Genomic DNA, 22743 nt, shown 5'->3' with positions numbered 1-22743 from the left:
TCGCTTCACCTAAAGAGAGCATCATGAAAAGAATTTTCTTCTCCTCAACGAAGCCGCTCAACCGCCGTCATCTGTTAAGGGGAACCGGAGCAGTTGCTCTCTCGTTGCCGTTTCTTGATGCAATGCTCCCCTGCTTTGGAAGCAGGCTCTTCGCTGACGGAACTAAAGCGGACGAATCTCCACACCGATTTCTGGCAACTTGCACAACGCTTGGATTGCATACTCCCGCGCTCTTTCCTGAAAAGGAAGGTTCCGATTACGAGCTTACCCCTTATCTGGAAACCCTCAAAGAGCATCGAGATCAATTGACGATTCTGTCTGGGCTCTCACATCCAGAGCAGCAGGGCAACAATGGGCATGCCTCTGAATTGACCTGGCTGACATCTGCACAACGTCCCGGTTTGGCAGGTTTCAAGAATACAATATCGATCGATCAACTCATCGCTGAGCAAGTTGGGATTCATACCCGTTTTCCCTATCTTGCGCTCTCAACAAGTGGGCGTTCGATGTCGTGGAATGCAAACGGGGTTGAAATTCCTGGAGAGACCCGCCCCTCGGAAATTTTCAAAGCTCTCTTCATTGATGGCACCAAAAATCAAATCGCTGATGAGGTTCGCGGGCTGCAACGAGGGCTGAGCATTCTCGACACTGTTCAAGGTGAAGCGAAAAAACTCAATCGAAAACTTGGGAAACGCGATCAGGAAAAGCTCGACGAATATTTCTCTGCGATTCGTGATCTCGAATTCCGATTCAAACAATCTTCCAGTTGGGCGACTAAACCAAAACCCGAAACTGAAGCAGTACCACCGAAAGATATTGCCGAGAAAACAGATGCGATTGCCCGACAAAATTTAATGTACGACATGATTGGTCTGGCTCTTCAGTCGGATTCCACGAGAACGATCACCTTTCAAATCAGTGGAATGAATGCCGTTCCCAAAATACCGGGAGTCCAGAACGATTGGCACAATCTTTCGCATCACGGCAAAGATCCTGCAAAAATAGACGAACTGAAAATCATCGAGAAAGCTGAATTCGAGGCTTTTAATCGCTTTCTATCGAATCTCCGAAACGTCAGTGAAAAAGGAAAATCGCTCCTCGATCACACGACAGTCATGTTCGGTTCCAATCTTGGAAATGCCAGCAGCCACAGCGCACAAAATCTTCCAATTCTCGTTGCTGGTGGTGGATTCAAGCATGGTGCTTATACGGCTCACGATGCCAATGACAATACGCCAATGGCGAACATGCTCGTTACGTTTGCTCAGCAAATGGGGATTGAAATTGAATCTTTTGGTAGTAGCACTGGGGCTGGAATTCGAGGGCTGGAGTCAGTTTGAGATTACTGATTAAGCTTGTTGAGTTCGAGTTTCGCAATTCAGTCTCTTGCACAATTTCATCATCTTGAGAAGATGCTTTCTCAAAGATTTGTGAATTCTCGTTGCGTTCCGTCAAGAGGTTGTCGATTGTCTATTCTATCTCATTATCGATGGGTTGTTCTTTGTGTGACCCTCCCAGCAGTTCTTCTCTGCTCAGGTTGTCCCAAAGATCCTCAGGCACTCATTGACGACTACCCCAATAAAACAGCGACTGTGATTTGCCCCTGGTCGGCTGGAGGGGGGACGGATCGTTGTGCCAGATTTTGGGCAGAGCAATTACAATCCAAGTTTGATAACCCATTTGTCGTCATGAACCGCACTGGTGGCAGTGGAGCGATTGGGCATTCAACGGTCTCACGTGCAAAAGCAGACGGGTATACCCTTGGGATGATCACCGTTGAACTCAGCATGATGAAGCAAATGGGAATCAGCGATTTAACATACCGTGACTATCAGTGCTTAATGCAGATCAACGCTGATTCGGCAGCTGTCGTCGTGCGCAAAGATGCTCCCTGGAATAACATCAAAGAGTTTCTAGCTGACGTGAAGACCTCTGACGAGAAACTGAAAATGTCAGGAACAGCGAGCGGGGGAATCTGGGATCTTGCCCGAGTCGGGATGCTTAACGCTGCTGGAATTGAGCATCATTTAGTGACTTGGGTACCTTCGAAAGGATCTGCGCCAGCACTCGTTCAGTTGATGGGGGGGCACATTGATGGCGTTGTTGTCAGCGTCCCTGAAGCGATGCCGCAAATTCAAGCTGGTGAACTTCGACTACTGACAGTCATGGATGAGCAGCGACACCCAGACTTCCCCGACATCCCGACCCTGAAGGAGGAGGGGTACGACTGGTCTGCCGTTGGTTGGCGTGGGCTTGCAGTCCCCAAAGAGACTCCCCCAGAAATTGTTCAGAAACTTCTCAGCGAATGTGAAACGATTGCGGCCTCTAATGAGTTCAAGGATTTCATGAACAAAAACGGATTTGCCATCGTGGTCCGCGGCCCCGATGAGTTCACGAAGTTTCTTGATGAGCAAGAATCGCTATGGACGCCTGTCATTGAACTCGCTGGGTATGCCAAACAATGAGTTCAGAACAAACCGAAGACCAGCAATCGGAGTTGACTCCTTTTGGCACTGCCGCATTTGGAATATTTCTTCTCGTTCTGGGCGGAGCGATTTTGTGTTTTTCAACACAGATTGAAACTTTCGACTTCGGGAACCATGATCCCGGTCCCAAAGCGATTCCTGTCGCGACTGGAATCATCTTGTTGCTGGGCGGGATTGCACAAATTTTCGCAGCCATCTTCAAAGAGAATTTGCTTCAACAGATTTCAAAAAAAACAGAGACTCATTCCGAGACGGAGACAGCATCTCCGAAGCGAGTCGCAATCACTTTATGCGCTCTTGTCTTCTATGTAATCAGCCTCAGTTATGTCGGGTTCATCGTATCCACAACGGTATTTCTGCTTGCGCTTCTGAAACTGTTCGGAAGTCGTTGGGGCGAAGCGATCGTTTCGGCTGCTGCTATCGTTATCTTTGTATACGTGTTGTTTCAATTGGTCTTTCAGGTCTCCCTGCCTGCGGGGAGTCTCTTTTGATCAGTAACCAGGTCCACGTTTGTGTTTGTTGAACTTTGTCAGCCATCGGTATTGATTCCCTGGTTTCTGGCGATGTTGCTGGGAATTTTTGTTGGGGCAACTCCGGGATTAACCGCCACGATGGCGGTTGCCTTGATAGTTCCGATCAGCTTTCACATGTCCGCAAATGCCGGACTGGCGATGATTATCGGAGTCAGTTTTACTGCGATCTTCGCCGGTGATATTCCGGCTACCTGGCTCCGCATTCCCGGGACTCCCGCAAGTGCCGCTGCGACGCTCGATGGCTTTCAGCTGGCAAAAAAAGGGAAGGGAAATTACGCACTCGGTCTCGACCTGGTTTGCAGCTCAATCGGCGGAGTGATTGGCGTGGTGACCCTCATACTCATCGCACCGCAACTCGCTAGATTTGCACTCATGTTTGGCGATTATGAATATTTTTGGCTGGGAGTTTTCGGGCTTTCGATGAGTGCCATGGTCACCATGGGGAAAACTTCCAAAGCACTGCTAGCTGCCACGCTGGGGGTCTTTATTTCGGCAGTCGGTCAGGATGTGGTCAGTAACGCTCAACGATACACGTTTGGAAATGTAGACGTGCTTGCCGGCCTTCATTTTATCCCAGTGATGATTGGACTCTTTGGCGTTGCTGAAGTTCTCAGAAATGTGGGACAGCAAAACTCTCTGAGTAAGCCGTCCGCTCAGGCTGATACCTCGACATTTTTCTCTGTTCTCCCGGAAGTTTGGAGACAGAAATGGAACGTCTTTCGCTCCGCTCTTGTCGGAACATTGATCGGAGCTTTACCCGGAGCCGGAGCCGACGTCGCTGCCTGGGGGGCGTATGGAATTGCCAAGTCGTCATCAAAGAATCCTGAAGACTTTGGCAAGGGGACGACTGAAGGCGTTGTCGCTCCAACGAGCGCCAATAATGCTGCTGTCGCCGGGGCGTGGATTCCCGCACTTGTCTTCGGAGTTCCCGGCGATGCCGTGACTGCTATTGTTCTCGGCGTTTTAATGGTTCACGGAATTAAGCCCGGACCCTTTCTTTTCGAGAACGGAAGCGAGCAAGTCAACGCGATTTTCACCATCGCGATTGTGACTCAATTCATGCTGGTTCCCTGCGGATGGGCAGGGATTCGAGCTTTTGGCCTGATTCAAAAACTCCCAAAAAGAATCGTCCTGGCGGGTGTGCTCGTCTTTTCTACTGTAGGAGCTTATGCGATCAACAACAGCATGTTTGATGTCTATGTGATGCTCGCTTTCGGGGTGATTGGATTCTTTTTAGAGGCTTGCAAAGTCCCTGTTGTCCCAATGATTCTTGGTCTGATTCTTGGTCCACTCGTTGAAGAAAAACTTCGCGCTGGGCTCATCGCGAGTGAGGGCAGCATTGTCCCGTTCTTCACAAGACCGATCTCACTCACGCTCGTTTTGCTGCTCGTTCTTGCTTTTGTTTTGCGACCGCTCTGGTCTCTGCTCAAAAAACAGCCTCGCTAGAGCAGTTTGCTCTACCGTGTGCCCGTGAAGAACGCGTTTCTCTAATAAAATTGCAGTTCGCCACGAGGCAGAACCTGCAAACCAATTCGAAAGATGCTCTCGTTTCGAGTTTACGGGCACAAAAGGCCTGGGAGAACTCTCTCGTTGAACAGATTGCGCAACCAGCTCGTCTTGGTTAATCGCCTACTTGCAAACCGATGTGCTGAGAAATGTTCTCCATCGATGCCACTCGGATTCAGGTGAAGTTAGAGCGAATACGTTGCAAACATGTTTTTAACATATCGAGACGACGCAGATGAAACTTCTTGGCCAGGACCTCGAACTTAAATTTCTTCAACCATTTTCGTTGAAACGTCCAGATGGAAGAGACTGGACGTTTCAACTAAGCCCGCTCCCACTCGGGTTTCAGAAAAAACTTCGCGACAAAGGGATTATTCCCCCGGCTCCGCCAGTCAAGATTTCTCGTGATTCAACTGGAAAACCGATACGAGACCACGCAGGGCAAGTCGTTACTCATTCTGATTTAAACTCCGCAGAGTTCCTCTCCGATTCTGAACTCTATCATCAACGGGTCGCTGTTCTTGCTGTCGTTGAAGCTCTTCGTAACGACAGCAGTGTCTGCTTTGCAACCGTCCCTCCAGAAGTGGGTGAAACGAACGGACTCAGCTGGGGGGATTTCGCAGATACTGTCTTTCAAGAACTCGAACAAGCGGGGTTTACTCCTGGAGATCTTATTTCATTCTGTAATGAAATTTGTCGAATCAGCAACATGCTGGATGGTCATTTGCGGGAAGCGCAAGCAAATTTTTCTTCGCTGCCGGTCAACAGTTCGAGCTGAACAAGAACTGGCAACAGCCTCGCACGATTGAATTCTGGGTGCTGCGAACCTGTGAACGATTCGGGATCGAGCCGAGTCAGTTTCACGAGCTTGGCTACTCTCATCAACTTTCTTTACTCGCGTTTAATTCGATACGACTCTACGAAGAATCGAACTGCGAAGTGACATCAGGATAAGCTATGACCGACTTAACCAACCTTGATTCCGTTTCAGGAAGCGAATTGACCTCGCAACAAATTCAAGGAATCCTGAAGCAAATTGATCTCGATATCACTAACCTTGTTCGCGAAGGCAAACTTTCTGCACTGAAATACTCAGTCCCTGGGAAAGCTGGACAATCGACAGACCGTGCAGCGAATCTCAATGCGTTGCTTACTGCCCGAGCACATTATCAACACCTTCTGAACACATTGCCCGCCTGGTCCACTTCGCAGGCGGTGCTCACCGACTAGGGCAGTTTTCTTTCCCTGTGTTCATGTGTCCGTTTGAAACGCATTTCACCAGAGAAATCGCTGGAATCCGCAACCACTTTATGAAGCCGTGAATACGGTCTTCAGGGCATGGCGGGTAATCAAAATGTTCGAGTCACTCCACCAATGTATGAGTCGCTAATAATGCACGACGATAGTCTTGACCGCATTCTCGAATCACTTTGTCAAATTCAGATTAGTCTCGAAAGTCTGCGAGTTTCCGTGACGTCGATGAATGATCTTCTCGGAGATCATGAAACGCGTCTGCGAAAGATCGAAGTCTGGAAACATAACCTGACTCCTGTCATCGCTGTTCTGACTTTTGTTCTTGGTGCCATTTTTAGTGTCGCTGTCGGAAAGGTGATCTCATAGCGCTGCTTAGTCATGACCATTTTTTCAGGTGTTGTGCCTTTTTGCTTACTTCATTTTCATGAACTGACGAGCCTCTCATGCTAGACATTCTCAAATCGGACACTCTGCAAATTTTCAAAGACTGGGGAGTCGCAGCGACTCTGGAAGAGGTGCAGTCCTATTACGATCCTGAGACGGCTCAGATGGAAGAGTCGGTCGTTACTTCCGCGCTTACGGTTCTCGCTGGCGAGGTTCAGTCTAGGCATTCACCCGCCACTGCGGCGATTGCTCCGACTCAAAAATTGATCCTCATCGTTGCAGTCGATGATTTTCCTTTGAACGTCAACTTGAACACTGCTCGCGTGATCTTTGATGAATCGACCTACAAAGTCGAGCTGATTTCTCATTCGCATCTGCCGGGGACGGTTGCTCTCGAATGTTTTTCCGATGGCTTCTGAAATTCTTTTCAAGTCCTGTTGTATCTCTCTGAATTAAAACCGGTCCGAAAAATGATTGGAATCGCCGCTTTTCTCAATGTTTGAGAGCGCGAATCGTAGATCAGGTTTAAAGACCTATTCCCCCTGAAATCGACCTCGACACATGCCGATGCGAATTGAAATTACAGACACTGTTAGCCAGAAACTTCGCGACTTGAATGAGTCAACGATCCTTCAGGCCAGGCAAGAGATGGTCCAACAGATTGCTCAAGATGTGTTGGCGAACACAGCTCAACGCAATCCGGTCGACACCGGACGCAGTCGCTCCGGGTGGGAAGCTGCCGCTGAACAAGTTTCTGGGACATCTACGGGAGTCACTCATAGCTCTGGGATGGGGGGCTCTTCCGGTGAAGGGACTGCGACATCAGCCAGCGACAGAACGACAAGTCTTGTGACTGCCGCGAACAACGTCCCTTACATCACTCATCTGGAATATGGCACATCTCGCATGGCTCCATTCTCGATGCTGCGTGAATCACTGGCAGGAGTCTTGGGGCGTATCCGCAGCATGTTTCACCTCTCCTGATAAGAGAAGCCTCGTCACCCATTTCGCAGAGAGATATTTCCGAATGAACATTTCCGATCTTACAGCATCGCTGCAAAAATTTTGGTCAGCGAATGGGCCTGAAGGAGTGGTCACGCTCTTTTCTGGGACGACTCTCGACGTCTCCCAACAAGAGCGTTGGATGGAATTTTGGATCGGGCAAATCAAAGAGAGACCCAGGCGGCCGGATGCTCCAGTTCAAATCGAACTTCTGGTGGATGTTCATCTCTTTTCTCGCGAGCGAAATAAGCGATCCATCAACGAACTTGCCGACACAGTACGGAAAACTTTTCAGGCAGCATCAATCCCGATTTATGTCTCAACGTCATTAGAAACTGACGTTGGCAAGATACGGTTCTCGGAACCGATTGTGCGTGATTTATCGCGTTCTGAAACCGTCGGGGATGTAAACACGATGCAGCACTTGCTGCTCTCCTATCACGCACGCGCCATCGGTCTTAGCGAATAGCCGACGATTTTCAGAATTTTCTCCCAACATCACTTCCCCAAATCAGACAGACAGGAATTTTCCATGGCAGTTTCAAACCTCACTCGAAATCTTCGTGATGGCGAACTTGTGATTAAAGATAATGGACTCGCTGGAGCTCTAACCGTTCTTCTTGATGAAGGCGATCTCACCTGGACTCAGCGACAGAACACCATTGAAGTGAAAGACCGCGGGTCAATTGCAAAGGGGCATACCCGCAGCGGGGACGACGAATCGGTTTCCATTTCGTTCACAGCAAAATGGACTCAGCTTTTGGGAGCTGCAATCAATGCCGCTGATCCGTTGCAACTGTATGAGACATTGACTTTCCACCCGAACGCTGGGCTTGGTAGCACTTCAGCCGTTGGTGAGCAACAAACTCTCACCTTTGAGTTCACGATTCTTGATCCTGCCGGAGTGGCCAGCGAGAAAGTTGTTTTCGAAAAAGTCTATCGGGAATCACTCAGTATGTCGGAAGGTGATGACACAAACCTCATTTCCTTTACAGGCAAGGCCTTTCAAACCGCACCGACAATTTCGCGGCTGTAGGCGTCATTGAAGTTATTCTTTTCCCTTTTCTGGTGAGGTCGTTCAATGTCTTTTTCTGAGTCTCTCACGGTTCGAATTCTGGGTGACAGTTCAGAACTTCAGCACGAACTCGACTCTGTCTTGAATCGATTCGATGATCTGAAGAGCCGGATTTCGGAGTCGACTAACTCCGCGCGCCAGTTCAGTTCATCGTTCAGCCGACTCTCTCAGGCCATTGGACCGTTGCAGCAGGTGAGCAACCTCATCGCAAGAATCGGTCAGCAATTACAATCGATTTCTCAGCGACCCATCACTTTGAATGTGAGCTCTGCAATGCAGTCTCTGCAGCAATTAACTCAAGCTGCACAGCGAACCGCCGCTGCCATTCAGGCGATTCCTTCGGTTCCCTCAGTCGGTCCCGCCTCTCTTCCACTTCCGTTTCCGGGAGGTGGAAGAGTCCCCAGTCAGACGCCTCGAAGAATGGCGAGCGGGGGGCTCGTCTCTGGGCGTTCTGGAATTGATCGCGTTCCAGCGAACTTGACCTCGGGGGAATATGTCATCAATCGTTCCGCTGTTGAAGCCCTTGGTCTTGGATTCCTGGAGGCTTTGAACTCTGTCCCGAATCGAGTGCGAATCGATGGGAATGAATTTATTGGTAGCGGCGCTCCGCAAGTTGCTGGTCTTGGTCATCGAGAGTCATCTTCTTCGCTCTCAAGCCTGCAAGGTCCACAAACAAAGCCGACACGTCGTGACGGACAAATCCAGGGTCGAGTAAGAAGCAGAGTCGAGTCTCGTGACTTCAGTCAAACTTCAATGACGAATAACCACTTTGGCGGCATCACCATCGAGGTCTCTGAAGCAGCTGAGTCGGAGGCATTGTTACGCAATCTGGAGCTTCAGGGGATTGGGCGGCGTATTCGCCAGGGGTGAGTCACCCGGATTGAAGGCAACGATCCCAGAGCATCAAGCAGCGCGAGTCTACGAGGCTTCACTCTGTCGCCGCAGATTTTTTTTCTCGCATCCTTTTAAATCAATTCACGAAGGCAAGTTAATCATGTTGATGTTTCATCCAGCGATTGCCAGAGGCGGAATCAAGGTTGAGCTTCCGCGTCCGATTCTGGTCTTTCGAGTTCGTGATGCCTGGGATTTTGAAAAAATGAAAGTCCCTTTGCGAGATGGTGACCAGTTGACGGGACACTCCCGGCAAGGGGCAGACATCGCAATCGAGGGGCAAATTGGACAACACTCAGGTTCTCTCAAAGTGTCGGAACCGGAGATGTTTGCCGTGCTGGAAACGTTGCGAGACGCACTTTCTGTCAATGCAACTGTGGGGACCTTCTCGCTCGTTGTCTTCGCAGATGACTCCTCGCCAGATCACCGATACTTCAAGGCATGCACGACGACGAAATTCGAATTCGATCTTTCGAATCAGCACCTGTATTCGTTCTCTGCAATGATCCATGCCGCTGATCCGCATTTGTATTCCGGTCTGTTGCCAGAATAAATATCACCCCGGTCCTGCACGAATCGGTTTGCTAGAGCAGTTCGCTCTACCGTGTGCCCGTGAAGAACGCGTTCCATCAATAAAGTTGCTGTTCGCCACGAGGCAGACCCTGTACACCAATTCGAAAGATGCTCTAGTGAAATGTGAAGACTCACCATGACATTCGAACGACGAATCCTTCATCACGGTCCGACTCCTGCTGGAACTCCAGTGGTCCTTTCGCTGCAGGCATTGAAGAAATGCTGGTTCGAACTGAATCGGCAAGGAGGATGCGGAGCAGCGGAACTGATACTTGCGAATGAATTCTTTGACCGCGACCAGGTCGATGTCGGAGATTGGATCAGCTTTGAATACAAAGCTTCCGAACGCTGGTATCTTGGGCGTGTTGAAGAACGTGTGGCGGAGAGTCCCGCTCAAACACGATTTCGACTTGAAGGCATGTCGATTGAACTGAATGAAGTTTTTCCGGGAGGATTCGGGGAGGGGGCGGACGGTCAGAAGCCACATCGTTATGCCAACACTGATCTTTTTCAGCATGACCCTGACCGTGATCAGGAAACATACGACTCCATTGCTGACGCTGTGGATCTCGTGAAATTGCTCATGCAGCAATACGTCGCTCCCCAAACTCACATCACGTATCATCCCGTGCAAGTTGAATACCCCGAGCAGAATGCGGCTGCGACGAGCCTGAAGTTCCGTGGCGAAGAATCAGTTCGTAGCGTTTTGAAAGAGCTTGCTGTTCGCGCTCAATCGGCATCATGGGGCGTTGATGAGCAGGGGGAGTTTTTCTTTCTCCGCCGCCGCGACACACCTCTCGCACAATTCCGGGAAGGAGTCGATCTTACTTCGCTGATTGAGATTCGAGATCGCGAGCACCTCTTCAATCGGCTCTTGCTGACTGGCGACTACATCTATGATCAGCGTGATCAATCGGAGGAAATTGCCCGCCGATCATTTCGGTGGCGTGGCAACTTTGTAGAACCGATCAGCCGGGCAGCCCATGGTGAGCGGCGTTTTCGCATCTGGCTTCCCTGGATGCGGACTCAACACGATTCATTCTCGTTTGCGAAAGAATTCTTTCGGACCTATTCGCAGCCACAAAGCCGCTACATGATTGAAACAACAAACGTTGCTCAACTCTCCAAACCTTGGGAAGGCCGATACGCAGTTTATGATCAATCAGGGGATCTCTTGACGTTTTCATACGCAGAGACAGTGAGGGTTTATTTTGACGGCACCCCACGGATGCGAATGGAGCTTGGGCCGATTCATCCACGTGAGCTCTGGGCGGAGCCTCCACATGATGAGCGATGGGAATTGCCAGACCAAATGCCTTCAGCTGGTGGTGACGTCACATTGCCACCATCAATTCCAGTGGGTGATCCTCCTCCGCCTCAACCGCCGGTTCACCCATCTCCGACTGACTCTTATCTTTCATCGTTCATTTCAGCAAGTCTCGATTCGAGCGATATCGACTCCTCCGAAGTGGCGAGTTCCGACTTCACGTCATCTGGTTGGAGTCGTGCATCTTCAGATTCGGAATCAGAGAGCGGAGAGGTTTTGGGGAGTGATTCGATTTCCGCTTCTACGGTTTCGGCTTCTTCGGTCGCTGAGTCTTCAGAGAGTTCGACTCCAGTTTCATCAGAGATGTATTCCTCTCAAGGCACTTCAAATGGTTGGAGTTCGCAGGAAAGCCTTGGCGAGACATCTGATGGAAACTCTTCGTCCTATTCGGAACCGGGAAGTGAACAAAGTCTCAATGAAAATACTCAACAATCTTCTACCTCAAGCGGGCAGAATGAGGAGAGCCTGTCAGGTACAGAATCAGGAGTATCACAGCAGAGCGCTTCATCGATGTCGAGTTCGGTTTCAAGAAGTGAGCAATCAACCTCGTCTCAAGGTAGTACATCCTCATTGGGAGGAGCATTGTCGATGAGCGGGGAGTCCGGAATTTCAAATTCTGGAAGTAATGGGACAGAGCGGGAGCCGGAGATATCGAGTTCGGATGGGGCAACGACCGGTCTGCTCGAATCGTGGAGCGGCGCTGGGCAATCAGAGTTCACAAGTGAAGCTGAGTTCTGGGAGAGCACTATTGACCTGAGTTCTGATCCGTGAAAATCGCTGTGAATCTCTTCGGGAACTGTCTCCTTGATCGGGAGAATCAGCATTTCATCGGGGACGTTGACGCTCTGAATGAAATGACGAACTGAGTTTTCTTCTGGGTTCTTTACACATCTCTGGTTATATGATTTGGGAATGAAGCATGTTTTTTCGCTTACAGACAGATGGAACTCAGGTTTCGATCAACATTCAAAACATGTATGCCGGGCCGACATCAAGCTCCTGCTGGATTATCGGTGGTGGTCCTTCTTTAAATTCGCTGCCGATTGACGCGATTCAAAACTCTCCGTCTCCCAAATTTGCTATCAATCTGGCAGGCAGCCAACTGCTACGGCCCACATTCTGGACAAGTTACGATCCAACGGCCCGTTTTCATCGATCCATTTATATGGACCCTTCGGTGATCAAATTCGTTCATCGTTGCCGATCCATGAATCTTGTTCCTGAATCAGCGTATAAAGTTTGTGAGTCTCCCTCTACGATCTTTTTTGACAGAAACCGCGACGCCGGATTCTCCGGGTTTCCTGATGCGAGCTTGCCACGCATCACCGACTGGCAAGATTCGATGATTCAGGCAATTCACATCGCTTATCGACTCGGTTTCCGGAAACTGTATCTCGCTGGATGTGAGATGGGGATTTCTCCTTCGAAGTTATTTCTGCAACGAGCCAGGGAGTGTGGACTCGAATATTCTGAAAATGAGCTGCTTGGAGAATTTTTGAAACGCTGTGAAAAGCATGGGATCAGCAAGCAGGAGATCCGGGAGATTGCATTGGGACCGCAGTATCACTTTGATGAATCAAAATCCTTCGACTCAGCAATTCAAACAGATTTTCACTACTTTCGAGTCGCGCAGTATTTGAGACTCTCTCGACAATCTATTTCATTGGCTGGTTTGGAGTTGATCAGCGTGACTCCGAAAAGTCGTCTGAATGATTTCTTCGCTTATCAGACTGCTGAAAGTGCAGCGAAGTCGATTCTTGAGAATGTTGGTTGTCCTGCGAGCGAGGGGACTCGCGGACTTTATTCGGAACAAAATCACCGTACTCCTCCGGGACTCGGTCCAATGCGTGATTTCCGCCCGCACTTCTGGAAGTCAGATGCAGCCAACCTGCCAGACCGAACTCAGGCTCAATCCGCCAGAAAACCGAATCCACTTCTGCTTCCGGAGATTCCAGTGAATCTTCGTGAAAATCCATAAGTCTCGATGGGACAGCAATTCCAGCCCTGATTCAGGCTGCCCTGCTTTGAGTGGGGTGTTTTCATGAAAATGAGCCATTTTTGCTGAATTCAAAAGGTACTCAGCCTTTTGGAATGTTCGTCAGAATAGCTAGAAACCGCAAAAACGGACGAATTGTTACTTTTTCCCCAGATTCACACCCCCTTCTGACCGATACATCTCATACCGCACATATTGCGCGTGATGACCATTGCATTGCCTCAATACTGAGACTTCCTGAGTGGAGCCTTAATTGTTGAGGCAAGTGCGAAAATTGCCGACAGATGAAGGTGGAAGGGAATCCATGGACACGCAGGCACTGCTTGTTCGTTATTGCATGCGAGGACTCAAGAAGTTCGAAGCTGTTGTGACGAAACGTGATCGACTTGCCATGCTTTCCGGAAAGCGGACAGCATGGTCGCTTTTCGTTCTTGCGTTTTCCTTAATGGCGACGCAGGTGAATGCTCAACCCTGGCCACCGTTACCAGCTCCGCATTCTTCTCCTCCACAAGAAGGATTTTATGGATGTCAGCCTGGTTCGGGAGTTTATGCAGAGCTCATCCCTGAAGAGAATTTCAACCCGTTTGCGGGGGGGATGCCTCTCCATACAGCTGTAGCTCCGCACTTACCGGACAGCTGGATTCGACTCGAATACTGGCATGCGAAAATCGGTCACCGAGGTGGTCGGTCTCTTGGAACATCGATTGGTGATATCAATGGAAATTTGATTGATAATACCAGCGAGCGATTTGATCTCCCTTCGGTTGACCCGAATTCAACGACCGGGATTGCTGGAGCGGCAGTTGCTCCGACAACCGACAATGTTGATTGGGACGACAACAACGGCATCAAAGGGAGCTTCGGGATTCCAATCGACACACGTTCGTGGTTGGAAGGCTCCGTCTGGTCACTGCAAGAGCAAGCAGAGTCGTTGCGAGTTCCGTCGATCCCTCCAACCAGCTTAAACGACGGCTTCTACGGACCACCCATTCAGTTTATCGTGATCCCTTACACAATTGACAATCAGCCGGGGAATCTTGGGGATGTTGCGGTGAACACGCCTCCCGACGGGATTCCAGTTCCATTGATTGTGTATGACGAAAGTTTCTTCAGCGAATACTCAGTGAATTTGTGGTCTGCGGATGTGAACTATGTCTATGACCTAAGAATTCCACACGACGGTTGGTCTCTGCAATCGATTGTCGGGTGGCGACATGAAGAGTATTCGGAAAACCTCTCCTTTGGTGGCTCGTTTAACAACAACTCTGGCTATGCGACCGATGATGTCACCATCACTGGACCGCTGACGACTCCACAGTCGAATCGCATCGAATCGAAGGTTCACAACTTCCGACATGCACTTCAGTTCGGATTCCGTTCAGAAGTGAAGCAAAACCGATTCACAGTCGGCGTGGAACCAAAAGTCGCTTTGGGTGTCGGTTTGATCCGTTCACGAGTAAACACAGAAAACGCTCGTGAACCGGGCGATCTCTCGGTCCTTCTGGGAGATCCAAACCTGGTGATTGATGACCCAGCTTCAACGACCTCTTTCGACCGTGAACTCGACTTTGCTCCCTCTGCTGAATTGAATCTGTACGCCAAATACGATGTGACGGAATGGCTCAAATTCAAAGTCGGTTACAATTTGACCTGGATGGGCCGACTCGGCTCGGCGGATACAAGTATCCGTTACAACTCGATTTCAGCAGCTGATCCGACAATGTCACCGAGCCAGCTCGACTTCGGAGTCAATCAAAATGTCAACAGTCGATACGTCTCGGCGTTCACTGTGGGTGGGGAAATCGTCTTTCCGTAATTGCTGAAATTCCAGCAATCTCCAGAAGCTCGGCATAGGCTTCTGGAGTATTCATATTGCGAAGCGAATCCAGGTTCTGATCGACGCTCCTTAAGTCCTCGACTGAAACGAGGTGTGTTGTTGACGATTCGATCAGTTGCCTGGGGCGACGCTCTCCTGCTGCTATCAGTTCTTCGACTCGCACTCGTAATGCGGTTCGATAGACGCTCGCCAGCGGATGTAGAAATTTCTCTTCGTACGGGACCGCGATCTCTGCTGTGTTCAATTGTCGAACCATCTCTTTGACAAATTCCGACTTGAGCAGCGGAACATCACATCCTGAGAGATAGACTGCTTCGACATCACCTTCCAGTGCTTGCATGCCATACATCAGTCCAGACAGCGGGCCCTGATAGGTGACCTTGTCTCTGACGAGTTGACACTCTACTGGTAACTCGGGGATCGCTTGATCGGGAGCTGCGACGATCACAATTTTTGTGGTGATGTCGCTGAGCTTTCGAACCACTCGTTGTAGGACAAGCTCATCCCCGAATGGTAAAAGATGCTTCGGCTGTCCCATGCGCGAACTCTTTCCTCCGCACAGCACGATGGCACCAAGTTCAATGGAAGTTGTCATCAGTCAGGGCTCGCAAGTTGGCACAATGCATGGATGCAAGTTGGCACAGTTCGGGAATGCAAACAGCCTCGTCACAGCAAGCAGACTTGCGGGAACGAGGCTGTGCTCATGATTCTTAAAGTGAGAGTTATGATCCACTTGGTGGAAGTGGTGGAGGGGTTGGTGGCCCGAAGATCATTCCTAACGCACCAACCTGTCCAGCTGGTTGCCAGTCGCCGATTGCCTGAGACCAGACGAGCGTCTCTTTCTTGACCTGACCTGCTTGTGCTCCTTGTGACATCTGGTTGAGGTCAAACGGGCCTTCAGACTTTCCGTTGACAGCCACGTACCAAGTCGCTGCCATCGGAGGCGGTGGTGGTGCTGCACCACCTGCACCGGCAGCTTGTCCCATGCCATGAACCATCTGGTTTGCCATTGCGAAGCCCATTCCCAGCCCCATTCCTTCGGAAGCTCCTCCACCTGCCGGGTTCTCGGCAGCGGCTGTCATGGCTTTGCCCATCTGGAATTGCTGGAAGCGCCCCATGTCTCCGATCACACCCATGCTTGTGCGGGTGTCCATCGCTTTTTCGACTTCCTCAGGAAGCGAGACATTGACAATAAATAATTGCGGGAGGTTCAGCCCATATTCGTCATCAACTTTTTCGACGACACTTTGTCGCAAATCCTCAGAAAGTTCGCGATAATTGGCAGCCAGGTCGAGTGCGCTGATCTTCGATTCGCCAATGATGTCGGCAAACGTTGAGGCGATCATCGAACGCATCAGTTCGTTGATTTCATCAATTTCAAAACTCGAATCTGTGCCGATCAGCTCTTTGAGCAATGCTTTCGGATCGACAGCCTGCATCGTGTACGTTCCGAAAGCTCGCAGGCGAATTGGACCGAAGTCTGCATCGCGGAGCATGATCGGGTTGGGAGTTCCCCATTTCAGATCTGTGATTTGTCGCGTGTTGACGAAGTAAACTTCCGCCTTGTACGCACTGTTGAAGCCATGCTTCCATCCTGCCAGCGTACTTAAGATAGGCAGGTTGTCAGTTTTTAATTCATAGTGTCCGGGGCCAAATGTGTCCGCCAATTCCCCACGATGAACAAAGACTGCCATCTGACCGGGGCGGACAATCAGCTGTGCGCCGTTTTTAATTTCATTCTGATAGCGAGGAAAACGCCAGGCGATCGTATGACGAGAGTCATCGACCCACTCGATAATGTCAATTAACTCGGCGCGGAGTTTGTCAAAGAGTCCCATGCAACGATCCTTTATGAATTAACTAACTTTAGAACTGATCCTGAAACCTGAATATGCTCTGTCAAACACTGAGGGAAGTCTTCATTCCACAAGTTTCCGGGCTGGTTCTAACACAAACTGAATCAGTGTTCGAAATTTCAGTGAATCAGAACGATTTTAGAAACCTTGTTTGTGGTGCAATGTACATCTCTGAAAACCATGAAATGAGCCTCTCCGGGATTGAGAGATGTCATCCTGTTTTTTGCATCAATTCTGAGTATGAGAGGAGCAAATGACAGAAGTTGATCCTACCCTCTGAGGGAACGAACGTTCAACTACTCAGACCGGATCAAAAGAAAATCCTTCCGAAAAGAAACTTCAAGAAAACTCAGCGATCCTCATGAGTTCCACTCGACGCCAAGCATGATCGAATTTAAGCCACTGCCAATTCCGAGTAATGCGATGCGGTCTCCGGCAGAAACAAAGCCTGCTTCAATCCCGAGTGCAGCAGCTGTGGGCAGGGCAGCAGAGCCCGTATTTCCCATCACCTCGACGGTTGGAAAGTCGAGTTCGGGAGAGAGGTTCAGTTTCTCCAGCAGCAGCGAACGGTGAGCTTTTCCAACCTGGTGAGTAAATGTTTTTGTGACGTCGTCGTTCGTCCAACCGAGAACAGATTTCGTCTTTTCCCACGTCTCTTGGGCGAGATCGACACCTGCATAAAGGAGTGCTTCGGAATCGGTACTCATCAGAGGCCGGTGATCGTTTGTTTCACCGGCATCGACTCCTCCTTCACACAGGTTGGCGTGAGACGTGTCAGCCCGGCAGGCTCCTCCTAGAAGCCGATTTCCCGTTTTGCTGATGGAGTCATGGCACAAAACAATCGCAGCGGAGCCTGAACCGATTGTTAATGATGCGAAATCAAGTTTGAATGATTTTCGGGTCACGCTTGGATCGTTGTTGAGTTTGTCGATCGTCGCTTCTACAAGTGGTCGACCAATTTCTGTTCCGACGACAATTCCAGCTTTGATGCGCCCTAGCTCGATCATGTCAGCAATGATCACAGCTCCATTCAAGATGCCCAGGCAAGCATTGCTAACGTCAATCACTAATGAATTTTTAGGCAACCCTGCCGCAGCATGGACAGCCGCTGCAGTTGCTGGTTCCATTTGATCACGACAAACGGATCCGTGAATTAATGCCTGACACAATTCGGGGTCGATCTTGGCAGCGTTGAGTCCCTTTTGAACAGTGGCTGCGCTGATTGTTCCTGGAAGGGTCCCTCGCTGGTAGAACCGACGTTCCCGGATACCTGTCATGAGTTCGAGTCGGCCTTCCGGCAATCGAAGTTTTTCATAGACAGGAGCGAGTCGCGATTCGATTTCTACAGAGGTCACCACCTCTTCGGGAGGATTGGTGACGATCGCTTCCAGGCAAACATGTTGATAACGCATAAGGCTTTCGCTTGAATCTCAAGCGGATTGAATTTCAGGGATCAGGACTACGATGAATCGTTGAGAGATTGGCTGTTCGGATCTCATTGGGATTTAGAGCATCTTTCGAATTGGTTTGCAGGACCTGCCTCGTGGCGAACAGCATTTATACTAGAACCAGTCCGAAAACCTCTGAAATCGCCGCTTTTCTCAACGTTTGAGAGAGCAATTTCAAGTTTCAGGACCACCTCTAGAGAAATGCGTTTTTCACGGGCACGCGGTAGAGCAAACTGCTCTGGTGATTCGAGAGTAAATCCAAAATTGGTCTTTACGTTCTGTGTCGTGGCAAGCAGATCACGAAGTTATGAAAGTGAACTTCATTGTCACATCAATCGCAGCCACAACAAACATTGAAAATTCTCTGACGAGACTGATATTGTCTGTCGCGAAAATATCAAGACTCTCAATGCTCGATCGAGCAATATAAACACCCCGTGACACGAATCAAATTCCTGTCACGGGGTGTTATGCAGTCTCTTGATTTTTCCAAAGCGATCAGTTCGTTCTATCAAAATTTGGAAGAACGATCGTTTCAGTGAATCACGGCGAATTCGGAAGACATGTTCATATACCGAATATGTCAGTGATCTTAACCAGCGCTGTTAAATTGTGGCAGCTTCGACAATTTTGGCGCCGTTTAAGAGCGATTCAAGTTCAGCGATTTCGCTATACTTTTGATGTCGCTCTTCTTCAAGTTGTTCGCTCCAGTTTTGAGCGTCCAAAGCGATGGAGCTGCGGACATATCGCAATCCACGGAGCAGCATCTCTTGTTGTTTTCGAGTCAGTTGAATATTGAGTTCAGACATAGTTTCAGGGCTCATTGTTATCCTGCTACACAACACAAATATCGATTCGTCGTCCCTGATTTCACGAGAAGTTGTGAGCAGCTGATTGTGAGGCAATGTCCGTCTACGTTTGGACAGCGTTGCCACTTTCTACATCGTAATAACTGAGGGGCTTCCTTTCCAATCTTTTGTTTTCGACTTGCAATCGAACTAACCGGCAAATCCTGCCGTCATGTATTTTTTGCTCTAAGTGATCCATTCAGATATGCCTCAGCCATTGCTTTGGGAATCTCTGCTTCAGCAAGAACAACCAATGCACGGTTCTCTTGCGTTTTTGACTGCATTTCCTGTTCCCATGCGACAGCTTCGGCGCGACGTTTTTCGGCTTTCGCCCGCGCGACACGGACATCTGCCTCAGCTTGATCTCCTTGAAGACGTGCTCCGATGTTGTCTCCAACATCGATGTCTGCAATGTCAATGGACACAATTTCGTATGCTGTTTGTGAATCCAAGCTTTTTCGCAGTACAGTCTGGGCAATCAGCGTTGGATTTGCAAGGACTTGAGTATGGGAGTCGCATGATCCAATCGCAGAAACGATCCCTTCCCCAACACGGGCAATGACCGTTTCTTCAGTCGCTCCGCCGACGAGTTGGCTCAGATTCATTCGAACGGTGACGCGAGCACGGGCTTTCAGTTGAATTCCGTCTTTAGAAACACCATCTAAAGTTGTGCGACCGTGGCGTGGATCTGGGCAATCGATCACTTTCGGGTCGACACTGGTCCGTACAGCTTCAAGCACATCGCGACCAGCAAGATCAATCGCGGAAGCAGTGTCCCAATCGAGGTCGATGCGGGCTCTGTGTGCAGCAATCAGTGCGCGAACAACACGCTGGATATTCCCTCCAGCAAGATAATGGGCCTCGTAAGAGCGTGTTGGGATGTCCGTCAGGCCTGCCTGGACAGCACTGATTTTGGCATCCACTATCGTATTTGGATTGACCTTTCTCAGCGACATGAACACGAGCGTGAACGGATCAATTTTTGCACGTGTGACAAAAGCACGAATCCAAAGATTGAAATATTTGCCGAGCAGAAAGATTGAAATCAGCCCTAGAACCACAACCAGGAAGATGCCAACCATTATCGCAACAGCCCAAGGATCTGGAACATCTTCTTGAGCAAGAAGGAAGACTCCATCTAATTCGAGTTGTCTCACTGGGGATCTCCCGTGGGGATTAATTCTAAAACGGAGGTCGTCATTTGAGAGGCAACAAAGTTCAATCGCGTTTTCCCGATGAGCCTTCACTGGGAAATGATTGTCGTCTTTGTTCCTAAGTCATTATCTCTAAACGTGTAAACACCCGTTGAGATTGTAATCTTGTACAGCGAAATTGCAAATTCAACTCAAAGAATGGTTCCGGGAATCAATTTCAGGAGTGAACATCATTGAGTCTCTTCAAGCAACGAATTCAAAGATGTCCCGGATCACTCAGACTACTCTTCTTTCCGAACTTCTTCGAAATAAGTCGAGAGAATTCCAGGATTGGCAGGCATGATTCGCACATCAGAGACCTTCGCAGAGGCCGAAATGTCAACCAGTCCGAAAACTTCTGGAAGCAGTCTCAAATCCTCTTGAATCCGACCTTTCTCTATACCAGATAAGTGAACAGAAAGTTTTGAGACCAGTTCTACCATCTCCGCTTTCTCAACCTTGTGAGAGAGAGCAATTTCAAGTTTCAGGATCAGTTCTAAAAAATCGCTGGTGACTTATTCGTTGTATTCGTCATAGAATTCCAGAAAGGGATCAATCCCCAAAGGAGTTGACATGGCTCGTGTGATCGAACGAAACCTGCGACGCTTCAATGAAATTGTCCGCGGTCGGATTCGCAAGGATTTGAAGCGCTACGTCAATCACGGTGAAATGCTGGGCCGCAAAGGCGGCGAGACGGTCAGCATTCCGGTTCCGAACATCGATATCCCTCACTTCCAGCATGGTTCCAAAGGGTCGGGAGGAACGGGGCAGGGCGAAGGGGAAGTCGGTCAACCTATTGGGAGTGGGCAAGATGAAGGGGATGGCCACGGGATCGCTGGGAGTGAGCCTGGGCGACACATTCGTGAAGTCGAAGTTTCACTAGACGAACTGGCGGAGATGCTCGGTGCCGAACTCGAATTGCCGAACATTCTTCCCAAAGGCCAGGATTCGATTCTATCCAAGAAGGACAAGTACAACACCATCTCGCGAACGGGGCCTGGATCGCTCCGACATTTCAAGAGGACTTACAAGCAGGCTCTCAAAAGACAAATCTCAAGCGGGACGTACAATCCGGATCGACCGATGATCATCCCGGATCGCGAAGATGAACGCTACCGCAGCTGGACTTCCGTTCCGATGCCTCAAGCGAACGCCGCGATTATCTACATCATGGATGTTTCCGGATCGATGACGGATGAACAAAAAGAACTGGTCCGCATCGAATCTTTTTGGATCGATACATGGCTACGCAGCCAGTATCAGGGAGTACAACGGCGGTACGTTGTTCACGATGCCGTTGCTCATGAAGTTGACGAAGATACTTTTTACCGGGTTCGAGAGTCGGGTGGGACTCGGATTTCGTCGGCGTACGAAAAAGCGGTCTCCATTATTTCGCGTGAGTTCCCGCCAGCTGAATGGAACATCTATATCTTTCAATTTTCCGATGGGGACAACTGGGGAGAGGATAGCCAAGAGTCGACGCGTTACCTCGTTGAGAACTTGTTACAGGTTTGTAACCTCTTCTGCTACGGTCAGGTTCGAAGCCCATACGGAAGCGGAGAGTTCATTAAGGACTTGCGAAAACTTGAAGCTGATTTTGAGAACCTGGTCCTGAGTGAAATCGAAAGTAAGGAAGGGATCTACGATTCCATTAAAACTTTTCTTGGCAAAGGACGCTAAGCTAACGGCTATGAAAAAGTGTTAAGTGATTCGCTTGAGCAGATCAGGCGTCCGCGAAATTAGCAGAGAAGTGGGGCGAAGTGACAAAGAAGCCGGGGGGAACCCTATCTTCCATTCTATCAGCCAGGAAGGTTTTCAGTCCTTGCCGTACCCGTGAAGAAATTTCATTGAAACTTGTGAGACAGGGATGAGTGAGCAGCTGAGTCTGGAAGATGAGTTGCAGGAGACAGCTGAGATGTTTGTTTCAGCTCTGAGGAAACGTTCTGTGAAAATTGTTTTTGCGGAAAGTTGCACCTCGGGTTTGCTGGCTGCCACGCTTTCGAAAATTCCTGGAGTCTCAAATTCTTTGTGTGGCTCGTTCGTTACCTATCGAAACGATTCGAAAAGTTCTTGGTTAGGGGTGTCGGACGAAGACCTCGCTGCTCCCGAAGTTGGTCCGGTCTCGGAGACCGTAGCTCGCCAGATGGCACAAGGAGCACTTCACAAAACGCCCGAAGCGGACCTTGCAGTCTCAGTGACGGGACATCTGGGACCTGATGCTCCTCCGCAGTGGGATGGTATCGCTTTTTCTGGGATCGCAGCCCGAAGTGCAGATTCGACGAGTGTCACCAAGTTTGAGCTTCGTTCAGAGCCCGAAGCGGGACTCAGTCTGCGACAGACCCGGCAGTTTGATGCTGCTTTGCAGGTGATGCGAAATGCTCTCACTCACAGCTCGCTTTGCTCTGGGCAGGCTGCCGATTGTTGAACGAAATCCTCACTGATAGTGGGGAGGACTCTCACTGAGTCGGCGTAAGTCTTTCTGCTCAAATGGATTCCGTGAAACTTGTTAAATCTTTTACGTTTTGCCGTCACGT

The 22743-nt window shown here is 49.6% G+C and carries 23 protein-coding genes; 18 read left to right on the top strand and 5 right to left on the bottom strand.

Annotated elements, in window-relative coordinates; all coding sequences use genetic code 11:
* The first annotated feature begins 23 nt into the window (after positions 1 to 23).
* The 16 genes from ACN0YR_RS09975 to ACN0YR_RS09900 all read left to right on the top strand — a co-directional run bounded on the left by ACN0YR_RS09975 (position 24) and on the right by ACN0YR_RS09900 (position 14843).
* Positions 24 to 1340, top strand: coding sequence for a DUF1552 domain-containing protein (locus tag ACN0YR_RS09975; RefSeq protein WP_417849066.1), 1317 nt, complete (start codon positions 24 to 26; stop codon positions 1338 to 1340).
* Positions 1341 to 1466: 126 nt separating this feature from the next.
* Positions 1467 to 2465: a tripartite tricarboxylate transporter substrate binding protein gene (locus tag ACN0YR_RS09970; RefSeq protein ID WP_417849065.1), complete on the top strand. Its 999-nt coding sequence runs from the start codon at positions 1467 to 1469 to the stop codon at positions 2463 to 2465.
* Complete coding sequence (locus ACN0YR_RS09965) at positions 2462 to 2977, top strand: tripartite tricarboxylate transporter TctB family protein (protein ID WP_417849064.1); 516 nt, start codon at positions 2462 to 2464, stop codon at positions 2975 to 2977. The genes ACN0YR_RS09970 and ACN0YR_RS09965 overlap by 4 nt, the downstream gene beginning before the upstream one ends.
* 21 nt (positions 2978 to 2998) lie before the next feature.
* Positions 2999 to 4465, top strand: a complete 1467-nt coding sequence (locus tag ACN0YR_RS09960; protein WP_417849063.1) for a tripartite tricarboxylate transporter permease — start codon at positions 2999 to 3001, stop codon at positions 4463 to 4465.
* Between the two features lie 295 nt (positions 4466 to 4760).
* On the top strand, positions 4761 to 5303 hold the full coding sequence (locus ACN0YR_RS09955) for a hypothetical protein (protein WP_417849062.1): 543 nt from the start codon (positions 4761 to 4763) through the stop codon (positions 5301 to 5303).
* A gap of 179 nt (positions 5304 to 5482) precedes the next feature.
* Positions 5483 to 5755: a hypothetical protein gene (locus tag ACN0YR_RS09950; protein ID WP_417849061.1), complete on the top strand. Its 273-nt coding sequence runs from the start codon at positions 5483 to 5485 to the stop codon at positions 5753 to 5755.
* Positions 5756 to 5917: 162 nt separating this feature from the next.
* A complete protein-coding gene (locus ACN0YR_RS09945; protein WP_417849060.1) occupies positions 5918 to 6145 on the top strand; it encodes a hypothetical protein in 228 nt (75 codons plus the stop codon).
* A 77-nt stretch (positions 6146 to 6222) separates the two neighbouring features.
* Entirely contained in the window at positions 6223 to 6582 is a 360-nt protein-coding gene (locus ACN0YR_RS09940; RefSeq protein ID WP_417849059.1) for a hypothetical protein, read from the top strand.
* Positions 6583 to 6724: 142 nt separating this feature from the next.
* The gene (locus ACN0YR_RS09935) at positions 6725 to 7147 is read left to right on the top strand and encodes a hypothetical protein (protein WP_417849058.1); all 423 of its coding nucleotides are present in this window, start codon (positions 6725 to 6727) and stop codon (positions 7145 to 7147) included.
* Between the two features lie 43 nt (positions 7148 to 7190).
* Positions 7191 to 7634 carry a hypothetical protein gene (locus ACN0YR_RS09930; RefSeq protein WP_417849057.1) on the top strand — a complete coding sequence of 148 codons (444 nt, stop codon included), beginning with the start codon at positions 7191 to 7193 and terminating at the stop codon, positions 7632 to 7634.
* 63 nt (positions 7635 to 7697) lie between these two features.
* Positions 7698 to 8201, top strand: a complete 504-nt coding sequence (locus ACN0YR_RS09925; protein ID WP_417849056.1) for a hypothetical protein — start codon at positions 7698 to 7700, stop codon at positions 8199 to 8201.
* A gap of 45 nt (positions 8202 to 8246) precedes the next feature.
* Complete coding sequence (locus ACN0YR_RS09920) at positions 8247 to 9110, top strand: hypothetical protein (RefSeq protein ID WP_417849055.1); 864 nt, start codon at positions 8247 to 8249, stop codon at positions 9108 to 9110.
* A 124-nt stretch (positions 9111 to 9234) separates the two neighbouring features.
* Positions 9235 to 9684, top strand: coding sequence for a hypothetical protein (locus tag ACN0YR_RS09915; protein ID WP_417849054.1), 450 nt, complete (start codon positions 9235 to 9237; stop codon positions 9682 to 9684).
* Positions 9685 to 9840: 156 nt separating this feature from the next.
* Positions 9841 to 11802, top strand: a complete 1962-nt coding sequence (locus tag ACN0YR_RS09910; protein ID WP_417849053.1) for a hypothetical protein — start codon at positions 9841 to 9843, stop codon at positions 11800 to 11802.
* Positions 11803 to 11950: 148 nt separating this feature from the next.
* The gene (locus ACN0YR_RS09905; protein WP_417849052.1) at positions 11951 to 13009 is read left to right on the top strand and encodes a hypothetical protein; all 1059 of its coding nucleotides are present in this window, start codon (positions 11951 to 11953) and stop codon (positions 13007 to 13009) included.
* 322 nt (positions 13010 to 13331) lie between these two features.
* Positions 13332 to 14843, top strand: coding sequence for a BBP7 family outer membrane beta-barrel protein (locus ACN0YR_RS09900; RefSeq protein ID WP_417849051.1), 1512 nt, complete (start codon positions 13332 to 13334; stop codon positions 14841 to 14843).
* On the opposite strand, the gene mobA is transcribed toward ACN0YR_RS09900, so the two are convergent.
* The 5 genes from mobA to floA form a co-directional block, all read right to left on the bottom strand.
* A complete protein-coding gene (gene mobA, locus ACN0YR_RS09895) occupies positions 14812 to 15459 on the bottom strand; it encodes a molybdenum cofactor guanylyltransferase (protein ID WP_417849050.1) in 648 nt (215 codons plus the stop codon). The two genes, ACN0YR_RS09900 and mobA, sit on opposite strands and share 32 nt — an antisense overlap.
* Positions 15460 to 15586: 127 nt before the next feature.
* Positions 15587 to 16702 carry an SPFH domain-containing protein gene (locus ACN0YR_RS09890; RefSeq protein WP_417849049.1) on the bottom strand — a complete coding sequence of 372 codons (1116 nt, stop codon included), beginning with the start codon at positions 16700 to 16702 and terminating at the stop codon, positions 15587 to 15589.
* 377 nt (positions 16703 to 17079) lie between these two features.
* The gene (locus ACN0YR_RS09885) at positions 17080 to 18132 is read right to left on the bottom strand and encodes a 3-oxoacyl-ACP synthase III (RefSeq protein ID WP_417849048.1); all 1053 of its coding nucleotides are present in this window, start codon (positions 18130 to 18132) and stop codon (positions 17080 to 17082) included.
* A gap of 641 nt (positions 18133 to 18773) precedes the next feature.
* Positions 18774 to 18992 carry a hypothetical protein gene (locus ACN0YR_RS09880; protein ID WP_417849047.1) on the bottom strand — a complete coding sequence of 73 codons (219 nt, stop codon included), beginning with the start codon at positions 18990 to 18992 and terminating at the stop codon, positions 18774 to 18776.
* 194 nt (positions 18993 to 19186) lie between these two features.
* A complete protein-coding gene (gene floA / locus ACN0YR_RS09875; RefSeq protein ID WP_417849144.1) occupies positions 19187 to 20098 on the bottom strand; it encodes a flotillin-like protein FloA in 912 nt (303 codons plus the stop codon).
* A 684-nt stretch (positions 20099 to 20782) separates the two neighbouring features.
* Here floA and ACN0YR_RS09870 point away from each other — a divergent pair.
* Positions 20783 to 21889 carry a DUF444 family protein gene (locus ACN0YR_RS09870; protein ID WP_417849046.1) on the top strand — a complete coding sequence of 369 codons (1107 nt, stop codon included), beginning with the start codon at positions 20783 to 20785 and terminating at the stop codon, positions 21887 to 21889.
* Positions 21890 to 22076: 187 nt separating this feature from the next.
* Entirely contained in the window at positions 22077 to 22634 is a 558-nt protein-coding gene (locus ACN0YR_RS09865) for a CinA family protein (protein ID WP_417849045.1), read from the top strand.
* The last annotated feature ends 109 nt before the right edge of the window (positions 22635 to 22743 follow it).

Origin of the sequence: Thalassoglobus sp. (assembly GCF_048270125.1) — a bacterium.
In the GTDB taxonomy this organism is placed as follows: domain Bacteria; phylum Planctomycetota; class Planctomycetia; order Planctomycetales; family Planctomycetaceae; genus Thalassoglobus.
This window is presented reverse-complemented; position numbering and strand designations above follow the sequence as displayed.